This window comes from Nocardioides cavernaquae, assembly GCF_003600895.1.
Classification (GTDB): domain Bacteria; phylum Actinomycetota; class Actinomycetes; order Propionibacteriales; family Nocardioidaceae; genus Nocardioides; species Nocardioides cavernaquae.
In genome coordinates this window covers 2,950,098-2,971,630 of record NZ_QYRP01000002.1, presented here as the reverse complement: position 1 = coordinate 2,971,630, position 21,533 = coordinate 2,950,098, and the positions used below count along the sequence as shown (strand labels likewise).

Here is a 21,533-nt window from a genome sequence, read left to right as displayed (position 1 = left end):
CCCTGGTGATCTGGTCAGACGTTGCGCCGGTACTCGCCACCGACCTCGAAGAAGGCGTCGGTCACCTGGCCCAGCGTGCACACCCGCGCCGCATCCATCAGCTCCGCGAAGACGTTGTCGCCGTCGGCGACCGCGTGGCGCAGGCGCTTGAGGGCCTCCTCGGCCTCGTGGGCGTGCTCCGCGCGGAAGCTACGCACCCGCTCGAGCTGGCCGGCCTTCTCCGCGTCGGTCGCCCGGGCCAGCGGGACCGGCTTGACCTCGGCGTCATCGGCCGCACGGAACGTGTTGACGCCGACGATGGGGAGGCTGCCGTCGTGCTTGCGCTGCTCGTAGAGCATCGACTCGTCCTGGATCCGCCCGCGCTGGTAGCCGGTCTCCATCGCACCGAGGACGCCACCACGCTCGCTGATCCGGTCGAACTCGGCCAGGACTGCCTCCTCGAGCAGGTCCGTCAGCTCGTCGATCACGAATGATCCCTGGAGCGGGTTCTCGTTCATCGAGAGTCCCCACTCGCGGTTGATCACGAGCTGGATGGCCATCGCGCGGCGCACGGACTCGGTCGACGGAGTGGTGACCGCTTCGTCGTACGCGTTGGTGTGGAGGCTGTTGGCGTTGTCCTGCAGCGCGATCAGCGCCTGGAGGGTGGTGCGGATGTCGTTGAACGACATCTCCTGCGCGTGCAGGGACCGGCCGGAGGTCTGCACGTGGTACTTCAGCTTCTGGCTGCGCTCGTTGGCGCCGTAGCGATCACGCATCGCGACGGCCCAGATGCGCCGCGCGACACGACCGAGGACGGAGTACTCGGGGTCCATGCCGTTGGAGAAGAAGAACGACAGGCTCGGCGCGAAGTCGTCGATGTCCATGCCGCGCTCGAGCCACGACTCGACGTAGGTGAAGCCGTTGGCGAGGGTGAACGCGAGCTGGCTGATCGGGTTCGCCCCGGCCTCGGCGATGTGATAGCCCGAGACCGAGACGGAGTAGAAGTTGCGGACCTCGTGCTCGATGAACCACTCCTGGACGTCAGCCATCATCCGCAGCGCGAAGTCGGTGGAGAACAGGCAGGTGTTCTGGCCCTGATCCTCCTTGAGGATGTCGGCCTGCACCGTGCCGCGGACCCGGCGCATCGCCTCGGCGGGCTCCACGCCGCGCTCGCGCGCCTGGTCGATGACGGTGTTGAGGAAGAACGCCAGCACCGTCGGGGCCGGGCCGTTGATGGTCATGCTGACGCTGGTCGCGGGAGAGAGCAGGTCGAACCCCGCATAGAGCGCCTTCATGTCGTCGAGGGTGGCGATGCTGACGCCCGAGGTGCCGACCTTGCCGTAGACGTCCGGCTCCGGGCCCGGGTCACGACCGTAGAGCGTCACCGAGTCGAACGCGGTCGAGAGCCGCGTTGCCGACTGACCCTCCGCGAGCAGGTGGAACCGGCGGTTCGTGCGCGCCGCGTCGCCCTCGCCGGCGAACATGCGCGTCGGGTCCTCGTCCTGCCGCTTGTGCGGGAAGACACCTGCGGTGAACGGGAAGCGGCCGGGCAGGTTCTCCCGGCCCCACCAGCGGACCAGGTCGCCGTGGTCACTGAACCGGGGGAGCGCGACGCGCGGGATCCGGGTGCCGGCGAGGGAGGCGCGGCCTTCGTCTGCGGCGTACGACGCGACGGTGGCGGGCCACTCGTCCAGCGCCGCCCTGACCCGCTCCGGGACTGCGGCACGGGCCGACGCAACCAGGTCGCGAAGACCATCCGGGGTGGCCTCGCCGAGCTCGTCGGCCGCGGTCTCGAGGTGCTGGAGCCGACGGGCAGCCGCAGCGGCTTCGTCGGTGGTGCGGTGATGGGCCCGGACGGTCTCCGCGACCTCGGCGAGGTAGCGGACCCGGCTCGGCGGGATGACCGTGCTGACCCGGGTGGACTGCTTGCCGGTGACGGGCACCAGCTGGCCCGGCTTCACCTGGAGTCCGTGTCCGGCCAGCTCGTCGCGCAGGTGCTGGTAGAGCGCGCTGACGCCGTCGTCGTCGAAGGTCGCGGCGGAGGTGCCGAAGACGGGCATCTCGTCGGGGGAGGAGCCGAAGGCCTCCCGGTTGCGAACCAGCTGGCGTGCGACGTCACGCAGGGCGTCGGACGCGCCGCGCCGCTCGAACTTGTTGATCGCGACGGCGTCGGCGAAGTCGAGCATGTCGATCTTCTCGAGCTGGCTCGCGGCGCCGAACTCCGGCGTCATCACGTAGAGGCTCGTGTCGACGAACGGCACGATCGCGGCGTCGCCCTGCCCGATGCCCGGCGTCTCGATGATGATCAGGTCGAACGGCGCCGCCCGGAGGACGTCGAGCACGTCGTTCAGGTGCTCCGGGAGCTCGTGGGCGCCGCGCGTGGCGAGGCTCCGGAAGAAGATGCGCTCGCCGTCGAGGGCGTTCATGCGGATCCGGTCACCGAGCAGCGCACCGCCACCGCGACGCCGGGTCGGGTCGATGGCGACGACCGCGATCCGGAGCAGGTCGGACTGGTCGGTGCGGAACCTGCGGAGCAGCTCGTCGGTCAGCGACGACTTGCCGGAGCCGCCGGTGCCGGTGATGCCGAGCACGGGAGTGTGGCGCTGGGCGGCCGCGTCGCCGATCCCGGCGATGAGCGTGCCGTCCTCGGCGCCCGTGATCGCCCGGGCGACCGCCCACCGCTCGCCGTTGCGGACGGCCTCGAGGGTGGCAGGCCGCTGCGCCCAGAGATCGCCCGACGCGCTCTGGAGGACCTCGCGGATCATGCCGGGAAGGCCGAGGCGTTGACCGTCCTCGGGGGAGAAGATCTTCACGCCGGCCTGCGCGAGGCGGGCGATCTCGTCGGGAACGATGACGCCGCCGCCCCCACCGAAGACCTTCACCTCGCCGTTGCGCTGCGTGCGGAGCTCTTCGGCGAGGTACTCGAAGTACTCCACGTGACCGCCCTGGTACGACGACACGGCGACGCCGTGGACGTCCTCCTCGAGGCACGCGGCGACGACCTCGCGGACCGAGCGGTTGTGGCCGAGATGGATCACCTCTGCGCCCTGCGACTGAAGGATCCGGCGCATGATGTTGATGCTCGCGTCGTGCCCGTCGAAGAGGCTTGAAGCGGTCACGAAGCGGGTCATCGGGTGGCCTCCAGAGGCAACTGCTAGGACGTCCTACTAAATACCGTACCGCGTCCGACCCTGGAAACAATTCCGACACAACAGACCCGTAGAATCGGGTAGTGCAGAACCCCGAAGTGATCGCGTATTTCGCAGACGACCCGACGCGCGTCTACCAGTTGTTGCAGTGGCTCCCCGTGCTGGAGCGCCTCGATGAGGTGAGTCCGGTGGCGATCGTGACCCGCAATCCCGAGACCGCTGCCCTCGTGGAAGCGCGCACCGGTCTGCCGGTCCACGATGCCCCGGAGTTCACGGACCTTGTCGAGTTCTACGAGGTGCACGACCCGAAGGTCGCTCTCTACTGCAACAACGGCGCGCGGAACTTCAACTCGCTGCTGCACGGCCGGACGCTGCACGCGCACATCAACCACGGCGAGTCCGACAAGCAGAGCATGGTCAGCAACAACGCCAAGGCCTATGACCGCGTCTTCGTCGCCGGCGAGGCGGCCGTCCAGCGGCACCGCGGAGGCCTGCTCGCCTTCGACGAGACGAAGCTCGTGCGGATCGGGCGTCCTCAGCTGGACCTCCACCCGGAGCCGCTGCTCGAGCCGACTGAACGGCGCACGGTCCTGTACGCGCCGACCTGGGAGGGCGATGCGGAGTACAACGACTACACCTCCGTCGACGTCTTCGGCCCCTCCATCGTGCGTTCGCTGCTCGAGGTCCCCGATGTTCGCGTGGTCTACAAGCCGCACCCGAAGGTGACCACCAGCGAGACCCAGGCGATCCGCGACAGCCACCTCGCCATCCTCGCCCTCATCGACGAGGCCGCTGCCCGTGAGCCCGAGGCAGGCCACGAGTCCGTCGTCCGGGGTGACATCCTCGCCGTCTTCCCGGGTTGCGATGCGATGGTCACCGACGTCTCCTCTGTCGGCCTGGACTGGCTCTACCTGCGCACCGACAAGCCGATCTTCATCACGGACCGCCACGAGGACGGTGAGCGGCTGCGCACCGAGGTCCCCGTCAGCCGCTGTGCCGACGTGATCGCATCGGCCGACCTGGCGGACCTGACCGAGCTGGTGGCCGACCGCCTCGACCACGACGAGCACCACATCGCTCGCGTGGCCATGCGGCACCACTACTTCGACGACCTGAGCGTCGGCGACAGCACGAAGCGGTTCATCGAGTCGGTCACCGAGCTGGTCGCGCTGCGCGACGAGCTGCTCGGCGAGATCGCGCCGAGCGCGGTCGAGCTGGGGGAGGCCACCGCCTGACGGCGGTCCACCCCCTGACTCACCGTCGCGGGCGACGCGGCCGAGGCGTGCGCGCGGGAACGATCCGAGGAGGAACGTTCCTACTCTCGGGAGAACCCAGTGCGCCGCAACGACCCCTCATCCGTCCCCTCGACCATTCCGGCCGTCGTCACCCGGCGCCTCCTCCTCGCCGCCGGTGGGCTCGCCGCCGGTGCCTCCCTCGTGGGTTGCCGGTCGACCGGTGACAGCACGCCGACGGCAGCGCATCCCGCGGCAGCAGGGCACTCGAGCACACCGGCCTCGCCGTCGGAGGCGCAGCGGCGGCTGACCGAGGGCAACTCCCGCTTCGCGAGCGGCGACGCGATGCATCCGCACCAGTCGACGCGGGCACGCGACGACGTTGCTGGACACCAGGCGCCGTGGGCCCTCATCCACGGCTGCGTCGACTCGCGCGTGTCTCCCGAGCTGGTCTTCGACCAGGGCATCGGGGACGTGTTCGCGACGCGCACGGCAGGAGCGGTGCTCGACGACACCATCGTCGGCAGCATGGAGTTCGCAGCGAGTGCCCCGTATGCCGTCCCGCTGATCGTGATCCTCGGCCACACCGGATGTGGCGCGGTCACGGCGACCGTCGAGGCCATGGAGACGTCGCCAGGTCACCCGGAGGCGCCGGGAGAGGTCTCCGACATTCTGGGGGAGATCGCACCCGTTGCGCGGCGGGTGGCGCGGAAGGGCGACCAGGCGGCGTACATCGACGAGGTGGTGCGCGCGAACACCATTGCGGTGAGCCGGGACCTGGTCCGGCGCTCGAAGATCATCCGCGCTGCCGTCGCAGCAGGTCGGACTCGCGTGATACCGGCGGTCTACGACCTGGCCAGTGGCCGGGTCGACTGGAGCGTTTCCTGAGTTGATCGAGCCACGCACCCGCCCTCGCTGGGAAGGCCAGCCCGCGTGCTACTGGCCGAAGGCGACGTCGGTGCAGGCCAGGCGTGCGCCCGCCGCTCCGGTGGTCGGATTCGTGGGGCTCGCGTGGATGACGACTGACCCGGCGGTCCCGGCCGCGATCACCCAGTCGACAGTCCGGCGGGCCGAGGCATGGCCGTCGTCACCGGCGGTCACGTCGAGCCAGATCTCCCGCTCGCTCAGCGGGATGCTGGCGTCCGTCGAGTGCTGGTAGTGACCGCCTGACGCCAGCGGGTCGGTTCCGCACGACCTGGTGTGCACGTGAGCGCCGAAGGTCTGGCCCGGCGGGAGGCCGTCGACCATCAGGCGCACGTGCGTGCTGCCGTCCCGGGTCCAGGAGTGCACCTGGGTCTCGATGTCGGCGTACGTCGTGTTGTGGACGACAGTGGGCCCGTGCCCGTGGTCGACCAGGACACGCGCAGCGAGCGCGCCTGCCGGGAGAAGAACCAGAGTTCCGGCACCTGCCAAGGCAATCGTCGTTCGTCGCAACACGGCTCGATCCCTTCAGGGGAGGCCCCGGAGCGGGGCCCGACCTCTCAGGTCTAACGCCTGGCACACCGCGGCACATCACCCGGACGCGGCATCTTTCCCCCTGCTGGGGTCCGCGGGAAATGCAGGAAGGTCTCCACCCGCGACATGCGGGTGGAGACCTTCACACACGGTCGGGCTGACAGGATTTGAACCTGCGACCCCCTGACCCCCAGTCAGGTGCGCTACCAAGCTGCGCTACAGCCCGAAGCCCTCCGGGGAGGACCCGTGCCCTCCGGGGAGAGCGAGTGAACCCTACAGGAGAGTTCCGGTCACTTCGGCATCAGGGTCACCCTCGACCGGAAGGAACTGGTCCGCGATCGGGCCCCAGGCGCCGGCGATGATGGCGTCCATGTCGATGCGCGTCGCCCGGCGGATGTGCGGCTTGTCGAGTTCCTTCTCGATGACGCGGATCAGGAACCGGCGCAGCTCCGCATCGAGGCCAGCGACCTTCTGCAGGACCGCGCTGCGGCGCTTGTCGGTCTCGACGCTGATGGAGACCTCGTCCTCGCCGGGAAGGACGATGTCCCAGACGATCGTGAGCGGGTGCTCGACCCGCACGTTCAGGGTGAGGGGGAGGAGGACCTTTGCCTTGAACCGGTTGATGTCGCGGGCGATCTCGATCTCGAAGTCCGCATCGATCGGCAGGATGACGCGGTAGGCCACGAGCGGGCCGGGGATCTCGACGCCTGACGTCGGCTGGAACCATCCCGTCGCCCGCACCTTCGCGAAGACCCGGCCCGGGCCAGCGCCGATCGGACCCAACTCGATCTTGTCCCCGAGGAGACGGTCGATCGACTCGAGGATGCGCCGACGGTGGAGAACCATCCGGATGAAGTTGTCGCCGAACTCGGCGTACGTCATCGGCAGGGGAGCCGGCTGGGCCGGTTCAATGCCTTCGCTGGTCACCCAGTCACCCTTCGTCGGAGGTCGTGCAGGAAGTCACGCTACCCGGCTGGAGCTCGGGTGGGTCAATCGTCCAGAAGGGTCGCTTTCCCCAGTCTTGCAAGGGATGTGCAGGCCTTACGCGGAGTCCCAGGCAACCGACCAGAGCTGGTGGTGCCCGGGGATGCCCTTGAGCTCGGCAGCGGGCATCCGGAGCTGGAAGGACTGGTCCTCGACCGCCGCGCGCACGCCCTCGGTCGCGAGGATCTCGCCGCCGACCGCGAGCGCGGCGACGCGGGCGGCCATGGCGACGTTCAACCCGAAGTAGTCGCCATCGCGTGCGACGACACGTCCGGCGTGGACACCGATGCGCACCCGGATCGGCGTACGACGCAGCGCGCGGCGCCGCGACACCGTCAGCGCGCGCTGCATCCCGACAGCGACGCGGACCGCTGCAGTCGGGTCTCCGAAGGCGATCATGAAGCCGTCGCCCTGCGACTTCACGACGTGGCCGTGCTCCCGGTCGACCAGCCGGCGGATCAGGTGGTCGTGGGCGTCGAGCAGGGCGACCCAGGCGTCGTCGCCGAGGCTCTCGTTGAGCATCGTGGAGTTCTCGATGTCGGAGAAGACGATGGTGACCGTGCCGTCCTCGCCGATGACCTGAGCGATGGCCTGCTTGTCCGCGAGCGCAATGCCGGTGAGCTCCTCGATGGAGGAGCGGAGCAGCCCGCCGACGCCCTGCTCCCGGACCTTGACCGCAGTGCCGACGACCCCACGCATGGCCCAGCCCGCGGTGCGCACGGCTCGGCTCGTGAGGGGCTCGGTGCTCTCGAGCACTCGGAGCTGCCGGCGGGCCCGACGGAGCTGCAGCCTGCTGACCAGGAGCAGGAAGCCCGTGAGCAGCAGGGCGATGACCAGGCCAGCGATCAGCGCTGCTGTGTCGATCGTCGGGAACGTGAAAGGGAGCTCCATGGCGCGGATGACGCTACTGCAGCCGTTAGGGTTTGCGCGTGACGCCCCCGGACCCTTCAGGACCTCCCCGACGACACGGATGCCCATGACCGAGTGGATCCTGCTCGGAGTCTCGCTGTCGCTCGTTGCTGCGTGCGGGCTGTTCGTGGCGGCCGAGTTCGCCTTCCTCACCGTTGACCGCGGCCACGTCGAGCGACTGGCGGCGGAGGGCGACCACGGGGCTCTCGGCATCCAGAAGGCACTGCGATCACTGTCGACCCAGCTCTCCGGCGCACAGGTCGGCATCACCGTCACCAACCTCGCGATCGGCTTCCTGGCCGAGCCGGCGATCTCCAGCATCGTTGACGGCCCGCTCGAGGCTGCGGGTCTCCCGGACCGGTTCGTGGGCCCGGTCGCGCTCGGACTCGGCCTCGGGCTGGGCACGGCGCTCACCATGATCTTCGGCGAGCTGGTGCCCAAGAACCTCGCGGTCGCGCGCCCACTGGAAGTGGCCCGCGCGACGCAGCGTTTCCAGCGCGGCTTCACCTCGGCGATGCGGCTGCCGATCTGGCTGCTCAACGGCTCTGCCAACGCGGCCGTGCGCCGGCTGGGCATCGAGCCCCAGGAGGAGCTCCGCTCGGCACGCAGCCCCGCCGAGCTGCAGTCGCTGATCCAGCGTTCCGCCGACCTGGGCACCCTCGATGCGGACACCGCAGAGCTCATGGAGAAGTCCGTGGAGTTCGGCAGCCGCACGGCGGGCGAGATCATGACCCCGCGCATGCGTGTGCACAGCCTCGAGGGCACCGAGCGGGCGGCGGCCGTGATCGAGCTGGCGCGCCAGACCGGCCACTCACGCTTCCCGGTGCTCGACGACCATGACGAGGTCGTCGGCACGGTCCACATCAAGCACGCTGTCGCGCTGCCGGTCCACGAGCGCCCGACCACACGGATCCGCCACATCATGGTCCCGCCGATCGTGGTCCCCGACTCGCTCAAGCTCGACCCGCTCCTCGCGCTGCTGCGCGGCGAGGGCTTCCAGCTCGCAGTGGTGCTCGACGAGTACGGCGGTCACGCCGGCATCGTCACTCTCGAGGACGTCGTCGAGGAGATCGTCGGCGACATCGCGGACGAGCACGACCGCCTCGGTGCACGGGCGCGCCAGCGGCGCGACGGCTCCTGGTCGCTGTCCGGTCTGCTCCGGCCCGACGAGGTCGAGGACGTGACCGGCTTCGCGCTCCCGGAGGACGACGACTACGACACGATCGCCGGCCTGGTGCTGCGCTCTCTCGGCCGGATCCCGCTCGCGGGGGATGTCGCGGTCGTTCCGCTCCCGGTCGATCCCGACCGACCCGACGTACGCCGCGCAGCGCTGCTCCGCGTCGAGCGCATGGAGGCCCGGCGCATCGACCGGCTCCGGCTCACGCTCGACGAGCAGCTGATGGATCCGGAGGAGGAGCGATGAGTGGACCGGTCGCCATCGCCCTCGCGTTCGCGCTGCTGCTCGGCAACGCGTTCTTCGTCGGCGCGGAGTTCGCGCTCGTCGCGGCCCGCCGCACGCAGATCGAGCCGAAGGCCGAGGCCGGCTCTGCCCTGGCCCGCACGACGCTGAAGGCCATGGAGAACATCTCCCTGGTGATCGGCGTGAACCAGCTCGGCATCACCATCTGTTCGCTGGTCCTCGGTGCCGTCGGCGAGCCGGCCGTCGCCCATCTCATCGAGCCGGTTCTCGAGGCTGCGCACGTCCCGCACGGCGCGCTCCACCCGATCTCGTTCGTCCTCGCGATGACCGTCGTCGTCTTCCTGCACGTGGTGCTCGGCGAGATGATCCCGAAGAACATCGCTCTGGCCGGCCCGGACCGGGCGGCACTGATCCTCGGTCCCGCGGTCTGGGGCTTCGTCGTCGTGCTGCGTCCCGTCATCGTGGTGATCAACGCGATCGCCCGGTGGATCCTCCGACGGCTCGGCGTGGAGATGGAGGACGAGGTCTCCTCGACCTACACCCGCGACCAGGTGGCTGCGCTGGTGGAGGAGTCCCGTGGCGAAGGTCTTCTCGAGGAGAACGAGTACGACCGCCTGGCCGGTGCTCTGGGCTTCACCGAGCGCACCGTGAGCGCTGTGATCCTGCCGACGGGCGACGTGACCACCCTTGAGCACGGAGCGTCAGCCGCGGCGGCCGAGGACCTGTGTGCTGCCACCGGCTTCTCCCGCTTCCCCGTGCGGGGTGGCGACGGTTCCTGGCTGGGCTACGTGCACATCAAGGACGTGCTGGAGACCGACGAGTCCCGTCGCAACCGGCCGATCGACGACAAGTGGATCCGTCCGTTCGCGAGCGTGCGCGCGGACGACGTACTCCACGACGCGCTGGAGACGCTCCAGCGCCGCGGCGCCCACATGGCCCGTGTCGTGGACGAAGCGGGTGTCGTGCTCGGCCTGGTCGCCCTCGAGGATGTCCTCGAGGAGCTGGTCGGCGAGATCCGCGACGCTGCCCACCAGGACGAGGCGTGACGGCTAGGGTGGACGAGCAGCAGTCAGCCGGCAGCCCTAGGGGAGACGTGCAGGAAGTTCGACGGAGCAACCGGGTGCTCACGCTCCCGAATGCGCTGAGCTTCGTGCGTCTTGGCGGCGTGCCGCTCTTCCTGTGGCTCCTGCTCGGTCCGGAGGCCGACGGCTGGGCTCTCGCCGTGCTCTTCCTGGCGGGCGTGACCGACTGGCTCGACGGCTGGACTGCCCGCAGGTTCGACCAGCGCTCGGCGCTCGGCGAGATCCTCGATCCGGTCGCCGACCGTCTCTACATCCTCGCTGTCGTGATCGGCTTTGCCCTGCGCGACATCGTGCCGTGGTGGGTGGCCGTGATCCTTCCGGCGCGGGATGTCTTCCTCTGGTGCCTGGTCCCGTTCCTCCGCAGGCGCGGATACAGCGCGCTGCCCGTGCACTTCCTCGGCAAGTGCGCCACGTTCAACCTGCTCTACGCGTTCCCGCTGCTCCTCCTCGGTGAGGTCGAAGGTGTCGGCGGCACGCTCGCCAACGTCTTCGGGTGGGCGTTCACCTGGTGGGGGATCGTCCTCTACTGGTGGGCCGGTCTGCTCTACGCCTGGCAGGTCCGCAAGCTGCTCGCGGACCGCGACCGAAGGGCGCCGCTTCCCGATGCCTGAGCGCGCACCCCTGCCGGCCCACGTGACCATGCCCTTGCTGGACGTGGTCATCCGCAACTCCCTGGACCAGGACTACCAGCACGTGGCGGCGGTGCGCGCAGCCACCGGCGACTCGGCCGACGCACGCCCGATGCGCTGGGGCGCGGCGGTCGTCGTCGGATTGTTCGGCCTCCTGCTCGTGATCGCCGCCGTGCAGAACCAGTCCGAAGCGCGCACCGATGCGCTCGCCCGCGAGGCCCTGATCCAGCAGACGACTGCCAAGAGCAACGAGCTGCGCGATGCCAACCGGGAGATCGGCGACCTCCGCGACGAGATCCAGTCGTTGAGCACCTCGCTGATGCGGCTCACCCGCACCGAGCGCGCGGCCGCTGCAGCCAACCTGAAGCTCGCCGGGCTCGCCGGCTATGCGGCCGTCACGGGGGAGGGCGTGAGGATCACGGTCGCCAACGCCCCCGGTGGCGACCGGGACGGCGTCGTACGCGATGAGGACCTCGCCACGTTGGTCGACGGTCTGTGGGCGGCGGGAGCCGAGGCGATCTCGATCAACGGGCGACGGCTGACCGTCACCAGCGGCATCCGCACGGCAGGCAGCGCGATCCTCGTGCACGACCGCGCTCTCCGCCCGCCCTACGTCGTCCTGGCGATCGGCAACAGCAACACCCTGCAGAGCCGTTTCGTCGAGACGTCGTCGGGCAACACGTTCCTCGGCCTGCGCTCCCGCTTCGGATTCGTGTTCCGCATGCAGAATGACAAGCAGCTCCGGCTCCCGGCCGCCCACCGTCCCGACGTGGCTCGTGCGACGCCCGTGACACCCGACCGCCCGAAGCAGGCTGGCGCCTCATGAAACGAGACGGCCTCATGAAAGAAGTGACACCGTGATCGCAGTTCTGGGACTTCTCGGTGGCATCGTCCTCGGCTTGCTGGTCAAGCCGGACGTGCCAGCCGCCTTCGAGCCCTACCTGCCCATCGCCGTCGTCGCGGCGCTCGACGCGACGTTCGGAGCGCTTCGCGCGTTCTTCGACGGCATCTTCGACGACAAGGTGTTCGTCGTGTCCTTCATCAGCAACGTGCTGATCGCGGCCACGATCGTCTACCTCGGCGACCAGCTGGGCGTCGGCGGCCAGCTCACCACCGGTGTCATCGTCGTCCTCGGCATCCGCATCTTCTCCAACGCGGCCGCGATCCGGAGGCACCTCTTCCATGCCTGAGCCCGGACCCGACCTCCTGCGACGCACACTCCTGGCCCGGCCGGGGCGTGGCCAGGCCGTCGTCACGATCCTGCTCTTCGTCCTCGGCTTCGCAGGCGCCACCCAGGTGCGCTCTCAGGGGGACGACGACTACAGCGGGCTGCGCCAGGCCGACCTGATCCGTGCCTTCGACGGGCTCTCGACCAGCACCGACCGCGCGGAGAAGGAGATCGACCGGCTCAAGGCCGACCGCGACGACCTCCAGGGCAGCACATCGAGCCGCGAGAGCGCGATCGACCTCGCCCGTGAGGAGCGGACGTCCCTGACCATCCTCGCCGGCACGGTCCCGGTCAGCGGGTCGGGCATCCGGATCACCATCGACGACCCCGAAGGCCAGGTCTCGGCCGGCGTCATCCTCGACATGGTCCAGGAGCTGCGCGCCACAGGCGCCGAGGCCATGGAGTTCAACGACCGGGTCCGCGTCGTCGCGCAGACGTCGTTCGAGGAGACCGCGGCCGGCATCGAGGTCGGCGGCGAGCTCGTGGAAGCGCCCTACGTCATCGACGTGATCGGCGAGCCTGCCGCCCTCGACGGTGCACTGGACTTCCCGTTCGGCCCGGTCGAACGGGTTGAGGAGGCCAACGGCACGCTCGAGACCGACAAGCTCGACGAGGTCCTTGTCGAGTCTGTTGCGAAGGCCCGCCAACCCGAGTTCGCTGTCCCCGAAGACGACCGCTAACCTGCCGTCGTCCCGCGAACGACTGCACCAGCCCCGAGGAGATCACGTGTACCCCGAAGACTTGAAGTACACCAGCGAGCACGAGTGGCTGCGCGTCCCGGGCGAGGCCCAGGGTTCGATCCGCGTCGGCATCACGGACTTCGCCCAGGACGCGCTCGGCGACATCGTCTACGTCTCCCTTCCGGAGGTGGGTGACACGGTTGCGGCCGGTGCCCCCGTCGGCGAGCTCGAGTCGACCAAGTCGGTCTCCGACGTCTACGCCCCCGTGAGCGGCGAGATCGTGGCCCGCAACGAGTCCCTCGAGGCGACCCCGGAGATCGTGAACTCCGACCCCTACGGCGACGGCTGGCTCTTCGAGATCGTTCCGTCGGACGAGTCCGAGCTCGGTGCCCTCCTGGACGCGGCCGCCTACGCCGCGAACCTCGAGGGCTGAGGCCTCAAGGACTGATACGTTTGGAACCATCCACCTCAACCATCCGTTGAGGGTTTCGTCGGACCAGAAGGGGAGGCAGATGCCCTACTGCACGAACTGCGGAAGCCAGAATCCCGCTGAGGCGCGATTCTGCTCGCAGTGCGGCACCCGCCTTGCGGTTGCGGCGTCCCCCGAGAGCCTGAGCGAGACCACGGCGACGATCACCTTCGACGTCGACGAGCGCGGTCTCGGCTCGTCCGAGTCCGCGGCGGTCGACGCACTGCCGGTGGGCCACGCCCTGCTGGTCGTGCAGCGTGGCCCGAGCGCTGGTTCCCGCTTCCTCCTGGACGACGAGACCGTCACCGCCGGCCGTCACCCCGAGAGCGAGATCTTCCTCGACGACGTCACCGTGTCGCGCCGTCACGCGGAGTTCCGCCGCAGCGGCCCGACGTACGTCGTTGCTGATGTCGGCTCGCTCAATGGCACCTACGTCAACCGTGACCGGATCGACGAGGTCACCCTGCAGGACGGCGACGAGGTGCAGATCGGCAAGTACCGTCTCGTCTTCTTCGCCAGTCACGCGAGCCCTGCCGGCGAGGCGTGATCATGCAACCGTCCGCAGCGTCCCGGGCGCGGATGAACATCGGCGAGGTGCTCGAGCTCCTGCGCGGCGACCACCCCAACATCTCGATCCCGAAGATCCGGTTCCTCGAGGACAAGGGGCTGATCAAGCCCGAGCGGACCCCGTCGGGCTACCGCAAGTTCTCGCACGGCGACGTGGAGCGACTGCGCTACATCCTGCGGATGCAGCGCGATCACTACATGCCGCTGAAGGTCATCGGTGAGCACCTCGACGCGATCGACCGCGGCCTCGAGCCGCCGCCGATCCAGGACGTCGTGCCGACCGTTCCCACCGTCAAGCTCGGCCAGGACGGCCTGCCCGGCGCGGAGACGTTCCTCGCCCGGTCGGATGTGCGGCTCTCGCGCAAGGAGCTGTTGAAGATCGCCGAGATCGACGAGGCGACCCTCGAGCAGCTCGAGCAGCACGGCCTGATCAAGGCCCGGCCCGGCACCGGCCACTACGACAGCGACGCGCTGCTCGTGGCAAGGACCGCCGCCGAGCTCGCCGAGTTCGGTCTCGAGCCGCGCCACCTGCGTGCCTTCAAGGCCGCGGCCGACCGTGAGGTCGGGCTCGTCGAGCAGGTGACCGCACCGCTGCGCAACGGGCGCGACGCTTCTGCCGAGGCCCGCGCCGATGAGGCAGCCGCCGAGATCGCCGCCCTTTCCGTGCGCCTGCACGCGACGCTGGTCAAGGCCGGCCTGCGGCGCTCGCGCTGAGTCGTCCATCCCCTCGGCCAGTCATCCCTCACGCGGGTAGGGTGGGTTCGTGCGCGAGATAGATGTGGTCGGAGTCCGGGTGGAGATGCCCTCCAACCAGCCGATCGTGCTGCTCCGTGAGGTCGCGGGGGAGCGCTACCTGCCGATCTGGATCGGCGCGGTCGAGGCGACGGCCATCGCCTTCGCCCAGCAGGGCGTGGTGCCGCCACGCCCGCTGACGCACGACCTGCTGAAGGACGTCATCGCCGGCACCGGCAACGAGCTGGCCGAGGTGCGCATCACCGAGGTCCGCGACGGGGTCTTCTTCGCGGTCCTGGTCTTCGGCTCCGGGGTGGAGATCAGCGCGCGGCCGTCGGACTCAATCGCGCTGGCGTTGCGCACCGGCACGCGGATCGTGTGCGCCGAGGACGTCCTCGACGAGGCCGGGCTGCCCGTGCCGGAGGAGCAGGAGGACGAGGTCGAGAAGTTCCGGGAGTTCCTCGACCACGTCACCCCCGAGGACTTTGAAGCCTGACAGCAGTAACCCTCAAGTTGAGGTTGAGGGTGCGACACGCGGGGTGTCGCGTTGACCATGTCGCAGTCGCGGCCTACCTTGAAGTGTCTTCGTTGTAACTCCACCGCTGTGGTCTTCTGGCCGCTGCGGACCTTCCCCCCGGGAGTTGCACCCTACGGAGCGTGATGACGGAGGTCGACGTGGAGCTGAACGACGGCGTGCAGAACCCCGCGGCAGAAGCCGCAGCGGGTGAGGCCGAGGAGCAGGGACTGCTCTTCACCGACGACGTGTCGCCGCTGCCCAGCGACCAGGGCTACCGCGGCCCGACCGCGTGCAACGCTGCCGGCATCACCTACCGCCAGCTCGACTACTGGGCGCGCACCGGCCTGATCGAGCCGAGCGTCCGTGGCGCCACCGGCTCCGGCACGCAGCGGCTCTACTCCTTCCGCGACATCCTGATCCTCAAGGTGATCAAGCGCCTCCTGGACGCGGGCATCTCGCTCCAGCAGATCCGCACCGCGGTGACCCACCTGCGCGAGCGCGGCACCGACGACCTGACGCGCGTGACGCTGATGAGCGACGGCGCCTCGGTCTACGAGTGCACGAGCAACGACGAGGTCATCGACCTGCTCCAGGGGGGACAGGGCGTCTTCGGCATCGCGATCGGCGGTGTCTGGCGCGAGATCGAGGGCACGCTCGCCGCGCTTCCGAGCGAGCGCGCGGACGCTGAGGGTGCTCCGTCGGCCAACGACGAGCTCGCTGCACGCCGCGCCGCGCGCAAGATCGGCTGACTCCCACACATCATTCGCCGACGGCCTTCACCCCTTGGGGGTGGAGGCCGTTAGTGTTTCGCTCCATGGAGCGCACCGACGAGCACCAGTCCGCCACACCCCTCGAGCTCTTCTTCGACCTGGTCTTCGTGTTCGCGTTGACGCAGGTGACAGCGTTCATGGCGCACGGCCTCAAGGGAGAGCACGGAGCTCTCGCCATCGCCCAGGGCATGCTGATCCTCGCGCTGTTCTGGTGGGGTTGGGTCGGTTACGCCTGGCTGTGCAACCTGGTCCGCGCCGACGAGGGCGTCATCCGGATCATCATCATGATGGCGATGACGGTGATGTTCCTGGTCGCGCTCGCCATCCCGGAGGCATTCCACGACCTCGACGGCGGCCTCTACGGTCCCTACGTCATCGCAGCCTGCTACTTCGCCTTCCGGCTCACGCACGTGCTGCTCTTCTGGGCTTACGCCCGTGACGATGCCGGGCTGCAACGCCAGCTGATGCGGTTCTTCCCGACGATCATCCTCAGCACGACCTTCCTCGTGCTCGGGGCCAGCACCCATGACGACGTGCACCGCACGCTCTTCTGGGTGGCCGCGGTCATCGCCGACTACGGCGGCACGTTCCTGGGCGGTTCCAGCGGCTGGCGGCTGCGCTCGGCGGGCCACTTCGCGGAGCGCCACGGCCTGATGGTCATCATTGCGCTCGGTGAGTCGATCGTCGCGATCGGCGTCGGCACGGAGAAGCTCCCGATCTCGTGGCCGATCGTCGCAGCCGGTGTCGCGGGCATCGCGCTCGCCGCCGGCCTGTGGTGGATCTACTTCGACATCAGTGCGCTCAAGGGCGAGGAGGCTCTCGCCGAGGCGCTCCGGGACGGCCGTGTGGCGATGGCTCGCGACGCGTACTCCCTCCTGCACCTGCCCCTGGTGGCTGGCATCGTGCTGATGGCGCTCGGGCTGAAGAAGACGATGGAATACGTCGGCGACCCGGGACACCACGACCTGAGCGACCCCCTCGGGGGCCTTGCGGCCGCAGCCCTGTTCGGCGGCGTGATCCTCTACCTGCTCGGGCACATCGCCTTCAAGCTGCGCACGCTCGGTGTCCTCAGCAAGCCGCGCGCTGCCCTGGTCGTCGCGGTCGCGCTCGGCTGGGCCCTGGCAGCGGACGTGCCTGCCCTGCTCCAGGTCGTGCTGCTCGCGGTTGTCGTGTGGTTGCTGGCCGGCTTCGAGACGGTCCGGTACGCCGAGGAGCGGGCTCGCGTCCGCCACGCCTCTCACCACCACGACTGATCCGGTTCGAGCTGCGCGGCTGGGGTAACCTTGATCCGCTGCTGACACCGCGCGGGAGAGACTCCGTGTGCACTGGCGGAGCGCCGAAGGGGCAATTCCTCCCCGGAACCTCTCAGGCGCCAAGGACCGTGCGGACCAGGCAACTCTGAAGCACCTCGCCGCGTGCGGGCGTGGGGTGACAGAGGGGGAGGCGACTCGACCCGACCCGTCCCACGTGGGACGCATTTCCAGGAGATCGCCTTGACCGACGTGCCGAGCCTTGCTGACCTCGATGCTGCCCTTCCCTTCGTCGACCGCCACATCGGCCTGACCGACGACGACATCGCTCAGATGCTTGCGGCGCTGGGGCACGAGTCCCTCGATGCGCTCATGGAAGCAGCGGTGCCCGCGGGCATCCGGCCCGCCGAGTCGCTGTCGCTTCCTGCGGCGCTCTCGGAGGCCCAGGTCGGCGCGCTGGCCCGCGAGCTGGCCGGCAAGAACTTCCCGGGCGAGCCTCTGATCGGCCTCGGTTACCACGCGACGATCACGCCGGCCGTGATCCGCCGCAACGTCCTCGAGGACCCGTCGTGGTACACCGCCTACACGCCGTACCAGCCGGAGATCTCCCAGGGCCGACTCGAGGCGCTGATCAACTTCCAGACGATGATCGGCGACCTGGCCGGGCTGCCGATCGCCAACTCGTCGCTGCTCGACGAAGGCACGGCCGCAGCCGAGGCGATGACCCTGGTGCGACGCGCACAGCGCAAGTCCGAGGGTCCGTTCGTGGTCGACTCCGACGCGCTGCCGCAGACCATCGAGGTGGTCCGCACGCGCGCTGAGGCCATGGGCATCGACGTTGTCATCGCCGACCTCACGCAGGGGCTTCCGGATGGTGCGGTCTGCGGCACGCTCATCCAGTACCCAGGTGCGTCCGGTCGCGTCCTCGACCCGCGCGCGGTCATCGAGGCCACCCACGCGCAGGGCGGACTCGCCGTCGTTGCCGCCGACCTGCTCGCGCTGACGCTGCTCGAGGCGCCCGGCGCTCTCGGGGCTGATGTCGTGGTGGGCTCGTCGCAGCGCTTCGGTGTCCCGCTCTTCTACGGAGGCCCGCACGCCGGGTTCATGGCGGTGGCCAAGGGACTCGAGCGGCACATGCCCGGTCGCCTCGTCGGCGTCTCGATCGACAGCGAGGGCCGCCCGGCGTACCGCCTGGCACTCGGCACGCGTGAGCAGCACATCCGTCGCGAGAAGGCGACGTCCAACATCTGCACCGCGCAGGTGCTGCTCGCCGTCACCGCCTCGATGTACGCCGTCTACCACGGCCCGGCGGGCCTGAAGGCGATCGCGACCCGGACCCACCGCTACGCCACCGTGATCGCGGCCGGCCTGAAGGCGCTCGGCTACACGCTCGGCTCGGAGCGCTTCTTCGACACCCTGACCGTCGCCGCACCCGGCCGCGCCGCCCAGGTGGTCCACGCTGCCCGCCAGGACGGGCTGCACCTGCGCCTGGTCGATGCCGACACCGTCGGCCTGTCGACGTCTGAGGTCACGACCCTGGCGACGGTCGAGGCCGTGCTGGCCGCCTTCGGTCCGACCGTCCCTGGCACGACCGTGCTGGACCTCGACGAGCTGGACCGCACCACGCCGCTGGCCCTGCCTGCTGAGCTGGTCCGCACGACCGACTTCCTCACGCACGAGGTCTTCCACACGCACCGCAGCGAGACCCAGATGCTGCGCTACCTGCACAAGCTCTCGGCGCGGGACTACGCGCTGGACAAGGGCATGATCCCGCTCGGCTCGTGCACGATGAAGCTCAACGCCACCACCGAGATGGAGCCGATCTCGCTGCCCGGCTTCGCGGACCTCCACCCGTTCGTGCCCGCGGAGGACGCCACCGGCTACGCGCAGCTCGTCGACGAGCTCGAGGGCTGGCTGGCCGAGGTCACCGGCTACGACCGCGTCTCGATCCAGCCCAACGCCGGTTCCCAGGGCGAGCTCGCGGGCCTGCTCGCGATCCGCGCCTACCACCTGGCCAACGGTGACACCCACCGTGACGTCTGCCTGATGCCGTCCTCGGCCCACGGCACCAACGCCGCGTCCGCAGTCATGGCGGGCATGCGTGTCGTCGTCGTGAAGTCCAAGGACGACGGCACGATCGACCTCGAGGACCTCCAGAAGCAGTGCGATGAGCACAGCCAGGACCTCGCCGCGATCATGGTCACCTACCCGTCGACGCACGGCGTCTACGAGGAGGGCATCACCGAGCTGTGCGAGATCGTGCACAGCCACGGCGGCCAGGTCTACGTCGACGGCGCCAACCTCAACGCGCTGCTCGGGCACGCCCGCCCGGGTGAGTTCGGCGGCGACGTCTCGCACCTGAACCTGCACAAGACCTTCTGCATCCCGCACGGCGGCGGTGGCCCCGGTGTGGGCCCGGTGGCCGTCGGCGCGCACCTCGCGCCGTACCTCCCGAGTCATGGGCAGCACCCCGACGCGAGCAAGCGTGAGGGCATCGGTGCGATCAGCGCCGCGCCCTACGGCTCCGCGGGCATCCTGCCGATCTCGTGGGCCTACGTCCGGCTCATGGGTGCGGCCGGCCTGACCAAGGCGACCGCGACCGCGGTGCTGTCGGCCAACTACGTAGCCGCGCGGCTCGACGAGCACTACCCGGTCCTCTACAAGGGCGAGAACGGCCTCGTCGCCCACGAGTGCATCCTCGACCTGCGGGGCATCTCGCGCGACAGCCACGTGAGTGTCGATGACGTCGCCAAGCGCCTGATCGACTACGGCTTCCACGCGCCGACGATGTCGTTCCCGGTCGCGGGCACCCTCATGGTCGAGCCGACGGAGTCCGAGGACCTCGCCGAGCTGGACCGGTTCATCGACGCGATGATCGCGATCCGCGCCGAGATCTCGCGTGTTCAGGACGGCGAGTGGGCCGAGGACAGCTCACCGCTGCGCCACGCACCGCACACCTCGCGCTCGATCGTGGGGGAGTGGGACCGCTCCTACACCCGCGAGACCGGCGTGTTCCCGAGCGGCATCGACCCCGACAAGTACTGGCCGCCGGTCGGTCGCATCGACAACACGTACGGCGACCGCAACCTGGTCTGCGCGTGCCCGCCGCCGGAGGCCTTCGCCGACTGACTCCTGCAGGACGTCATGCGGAGGTGCACTCCACGGCACCCTCCGCATGACGTCCGGCAGGGTGTCAACGCAGCATCACTGCAGCGTCATGTTGGGCTCACCGCTGGCGTTGAACCCGTTCGCACCCCGCACACAGCTGCCGCTCTTCGGGACTCCCGCGTTCCAGGCCTGGCGGACGCAGTTGCGCAGAGCCTTCTGGCCCCAGAAGTTCGGGTGCAGGGACTCCTGGATGTAGTAGTTCCCCGTCGCGGTCGCCGTGCGGATGGTGCTGATCCACTCGGTCTTGTCGACCGCGCCCGCGTTGGTCCAGCTGGACAGGCCCTTCTCCTCGTAGAGCCCGACCGTGCTCTCGCAGAGACGACGGCCGGTGAAGGCGTTGGCGACGTTGAGGGTCTTGGTGTTGGTCAGTCCCGAGTCGCTGATCGCGCCGGTCACTGCGCCGTTGATCGTAGGCAGCAGGGTGTTGTTGGCGTAGTCGGCATCGGCGTTCCAGAACCCGCAGCCGCCGGTGTTCTGCCGCGAGTAGCCGCTCTCCGAGTAGCGGATGCCCGCACCGTTGGGCAGGGGCGACATGTAGTTCTGCACGAGCAGCGTCCACGAGTTGTCGGCGTACCCGGCGTTGCGCATGGCGGTGCGGATGTTCTGGAACGCGGTGGCGATCTTTGCCCGCTGCGCACTCACGTTGGCGGACGACATGGCGTTGGTGACGATCGCGTCGTCCTTGCAGTAGTCCTTCCACCAGGTCGGCGACCCGAGGAAGTCGGTCACGCACTGCTGGACGATGCCGGCGAAGTTGAAGTCGTTGCCGCCGATGGAGACCGCGACCATCTTCACGTTGTGGGTGGTGGCGAAGGCCTGCAGCATCTTGGCCTGGCCCTGCTTGCCCGCGCCGTTGTCGTAGAAGTCGAGGCCGGGCTTGAAGTACCCGCTGGAGTCGGCAGCGACGGTGCCGGTCTTCGCGCCGGAGCAGGCCAGGTTGATGCTGCTGGCGGCACCACCGATGTGCACCTCTGCCGCGGTGCTCCGGTGACACCGGTTGATCGCCTCGGCGGTGTGCGCGGGGTTGTCGAGGTACGTCGCGTTGCCGCCGGCGTCGTGGATCGACTCGCCGTTGTTGGTGTTGCCGGCCCAGCGACCGCCCTCACCCGAGATGTAGGAGTCGCCGACGGAGACGACCCACGGAGTGCCGACGCCCGGACCGTCGGCGTGGGCAGCGGTGAGGGGGAGGGCGACGAGTCCAGCGGCGACGATCGGTGTCGCGCCGAGCAGGACGGCGAGCGGGCGGGGCAGGTGCATGCGATCTCCTGGGAGTGTGACGGAGGTAACAGCCGGAACCTACTGACCGGTAGCCA

The 21,533-nt window shown here is 69.3% G+C and carries 20 protein-coding genes, 1 tRNA gene and 1 riboswitch; of the genes, 15 read left to right on the top strand and 6 right to left on the bottom strand.

What is annotated here, in order from left to right:
* Positions 1 to 14: 14 nt before the first annotated feature.
* Positions 15 to 3,110 carry a fused isobutyryl-CoA mutase/GTPase IcmF gene (gene icmF / locus D4739_RS14275; RefSeq protein WP_120061239.1) on the bottom strand — a complete coding sequence of 1,032 codons (3,096 nt, stop codon included), beginning with the start codon at positions 3,108 to 3,110 and terminating at the stop codon, positions 15 to 17.
* 101 nt (positions 3,111 to 3,211) lie between these two features.
* On the opposite strand from icmF, the gene D4739_RS14270 reads away from it, so the two are divergent.
* Together D4739_RS14270 and D4739_RS14265 are read left to right on the top strand one after the other, a co-directional pair.
* Positions 3,212 to 4,363 carry a CDP-glycerol glycerophosphotransferase family protein gene (locus D4739_RS14270; protein ID WP_120061238.1) on the top strand — a complete coding sequence of 384 codons (1,152 nt, stop codon included), beginning with the start codon at positions 3,212 to 3,214 and terminating at the stop codon, positions 4,361 to 4,363.
* A 99-nt stretch (positions 4,364 to 4,462) separates the two neighbouring features.
* Positions 4,463 to 5,248: a carbonic anhydrase gene (locus D4739_RS14265; protein ID WP_120061237.1), complete on the top strand. Its 786-nt coding sequence runs from the start codon at positions 4,463 to 4,465 to the stop codon at positions 5,246 to 5,248.
* Between the two features lie 48 nt (positions 5,249 to 5,296).
* Here D4739_RS14265 and D4739_RS14260 read toward each other — a convergent pair whose 3' ends face one another.
* From D4739_RS14260 to D4739_RS14245, 4 genes are all read right to left on the bottom strand, one after another.
* On the bottom strand, positions 5,297 to 5,797 hold the full coding sequence (locus D4739_RS14260) for a superoxide dismutase family protein (protein ID WP_182920431.1): 501 nt from the start codon (positions 5,795 to 5,797) through the stop codon (positions 5,297 to 5,299).
* A 170-nt stretch (positions 5,798 to 5,967) separates the two neighbouring features.
* Positions 5,968 to 6,041 (bottom strand) — tRNA-Pro (locus D4739_RS14255).
* Positions 6,042 to 6,088: 47 nt separating this feature from the next.
* Positions 6,089 to 6,742 carry a hypothetical protein gene (locus D4739_RS14250; RefSeq protein ID WP_147384936.1) on the bottom strand — a complete coding sequence of 218 codons (654 nt, stop codon included), beginning with the start codon at positions 6,740 to 6,742 and terminating at the stop codon, positions 6,089 to 6,091.
* Positions 6,743 to 6,856: 114 nt separating this feature from the next.
* The gene (locus tag D4739_RS14245) at positions 6,857 to 7,690 is read right to left on the bottom strand and encodes an adenylate/guanylate cyclase domain-containing protein (RefSeq protein ID WP_182920430.1); all 834 of its coding nucleotides are present in this window, start codon (positions 7,688 to 7,690) and stop codon (positions 6,857 to 6,859) included.
* Positions 7,691 to 7,775: 85 nt separating this feature from the next.
* Here D4739_RS14245 and D4739_RS14240 point away from each other — a divergent pair, with 85 nt between their 5' ends.
* The 13 genes from D4739_RS14240 (at position 7,776) to gcvP (ending at position 20,181) form a co-directional block, all read left to right on the top strand.
* Complete coding sequence (locus tag D4739_RS14240) at positions 7,776 to 9,131, top strand: hemolysin family protein (RefSeq protein ID WP_120061233.1); 1,356 nt, start codon at positions 7,776 to 7,778, stop codon at positions 9,129 to 9,131.
* Positions 9,128 to 10,174 carry a hemolysin family protein gene (locus D4739_RS14235; protein ID WP_120061232.1) on the top strand — a complete coding sequence of 349 codons (1,047 nt, stop codon included), beginning with the start codon at positions 9,128 to 9,130 and terminating at the stop codon, positions 10,172 to 10,174. Before D4739_RS14240 ends, D4739_RS14235 begins: the two co-directional genes overlap by 4 nt.
* A 47-nt stretch (positions 10,175 to 10,221) precedes the next feature.
* Complete coding sequence (clsA, locus tag D4739_RS14230; RefSeq protein ID WP_120061231.1) at positions 10,222 to 10,821, top strand: cardiolipin synthase ClsA; 600 nt, start codon at positions 10,222 to 10,224, stop codon at positions 10,819 to 10,821.
* Positions 10,814 to 11,665 (top strand): DUF881 domain-containing protein, encoded by an 852-nt coding sequence (locus D4739_RS14225; RefSeq protein WP_120061230.1) that lies wholly within the window; start codon positions 10,814 to 10,816, stop codon positions 11,663 to 11,665. Before clsA ends, D4739_RS14225 begins: the two co-directional genes overlap by 8 nt.
* 31 nt (positions 11,666 to 11,696) lie before the next feature.
* Complete coding sequence (locus D4739_RS14220) at positions 11,697 to 12,029, top strand: small basic family protein (protein ID WP_120061229.1); 333 nt, start codon at positions 11,697 to 11,699, stop codon at positions 12,027 to 12,029.
* Entirely contained in the window at positions 12,022 to 12,747 is a 726-nt protein-coding gene (locus D4739_RS14215) for a DUF881 domain-containing protein (protein ID WP_120061228.1), read from the top strand. Before D4739_RS14220 ends, D4739_RS14215 begins: the two co-directional genes overlap by 8 nt.
* A 46-nt stretch (positions 12,748 to 12,793) precedes the next feature.
* Positions 12,794 to 13,180: a glycine cleavage system protein GcvH gene (gene gcvH / locus D4739_RS14210; protein ID WP_120061227.1), complete on the top strand. Its 387-nt coding sequence runs from the start codon at positions 12,794 to 12,796 to the stop codon at positions 13,178 to 13,180.
* Between the two features lie 79 nt (positions 13,181 to 13,259).
* Positions 13,260 to 13,763 carry an FHA domain-containing protein gene (locus tag D4739_RS14205; RefSeq protein WP_120061226.1) on the top strand — a complete coding sequence of 168 codons (504 nt, stop codon included), beginning with the start codon at positions 13,260 to 13,262 and terminating at the stop codon, positions 13,761 to 13,763.
* A 2-nt stretch (positions 13,764 to 13,765) separates the two neighbouring features.
* Positions 13,766 to 14,497, top strand: coding sequence for a transcriptional regulator FtsR (ftsR, locus tag D4739_RS14200; RefSeq protein ID WP_220699302.1), 732 nt, complete (start codon positions 13,766 to 13,768; stop codon positions 14,495 to 14,497).
* Positions 14,498 to 14,546: 49 nt separating this feature from the next.
* Positions 14,547 to 15,011, top strand: a complete 465-nt coding sequence (locus D4739_RS14195; protein WP_120061224.1) for a bifunctional nuclease family protein — start codon at positions 14,547 to 14,549, stop codon at positions 15,009 to 15,011.
* A 164-nt stretch (positions 15,012 to 15,175) separates the two neighbouring features.
* A complete protein-coding gene (locus D4739_RS14190; RefSeq protein ID WP_120061223.1) occupies positions 15,176 to 15,781 on the top strand; it encodes a MerR family transcriptional regulator in 606 nt (201 codons plus the stop codon).
* Positions 15,782 to 15,846: 65 nt separating this feature from the next.
* Positions 15,847 to 17,055, top strand: coding sequence for a low temperature requirement protein A (locus D4739_RS14185; protein ID WP_120061222.1), 1,209 nt, complete (start codon positions 15,847 to 15,849; stop codon positions 17,053 to 17,055).
* Between the two features lie 42 nt (positions 17,056 to 17,097).
* A riboswitch (glycine riboswitch) is annotated at positions 17,098 to 17,194 on the top strand.
* A gap of 101 nt (positions 17,195 to 17,295) precedes the next feature.
* Complete coding sequence (gene gcvP, locus D4739_RS14180) at positions 17,296 to 20,181, top strand: aminomethyl-transferring glycine dehydrogenase (RefSeq protein WP_120061221.1); 2,886 nt, start codon at positions 17,296 to 17,298, stop codon at positions 20,179 to 20,181.
* A 75-nt stretch (positions 20,182 to 20,256) separates the two neighbouring features.
* Here gcvP and D4739_RS14175 read toward each other — a convergent pair whose 3' ends face one another.
* On the bottom strand, positions 20,257 to 21,477 hold the full coding sequence (locus D4739_RS14175) for an SGNH/GDSL hydrolase family protein (RefSeq protein WP_120061220.1): 1,221 nt from the start codon (positions 21,475 to 21,477) through the stop codon (positions 20,257 to 20,259).
* Positions 21,478 to 21,533 lie beyond the last annotated feature (56 nt).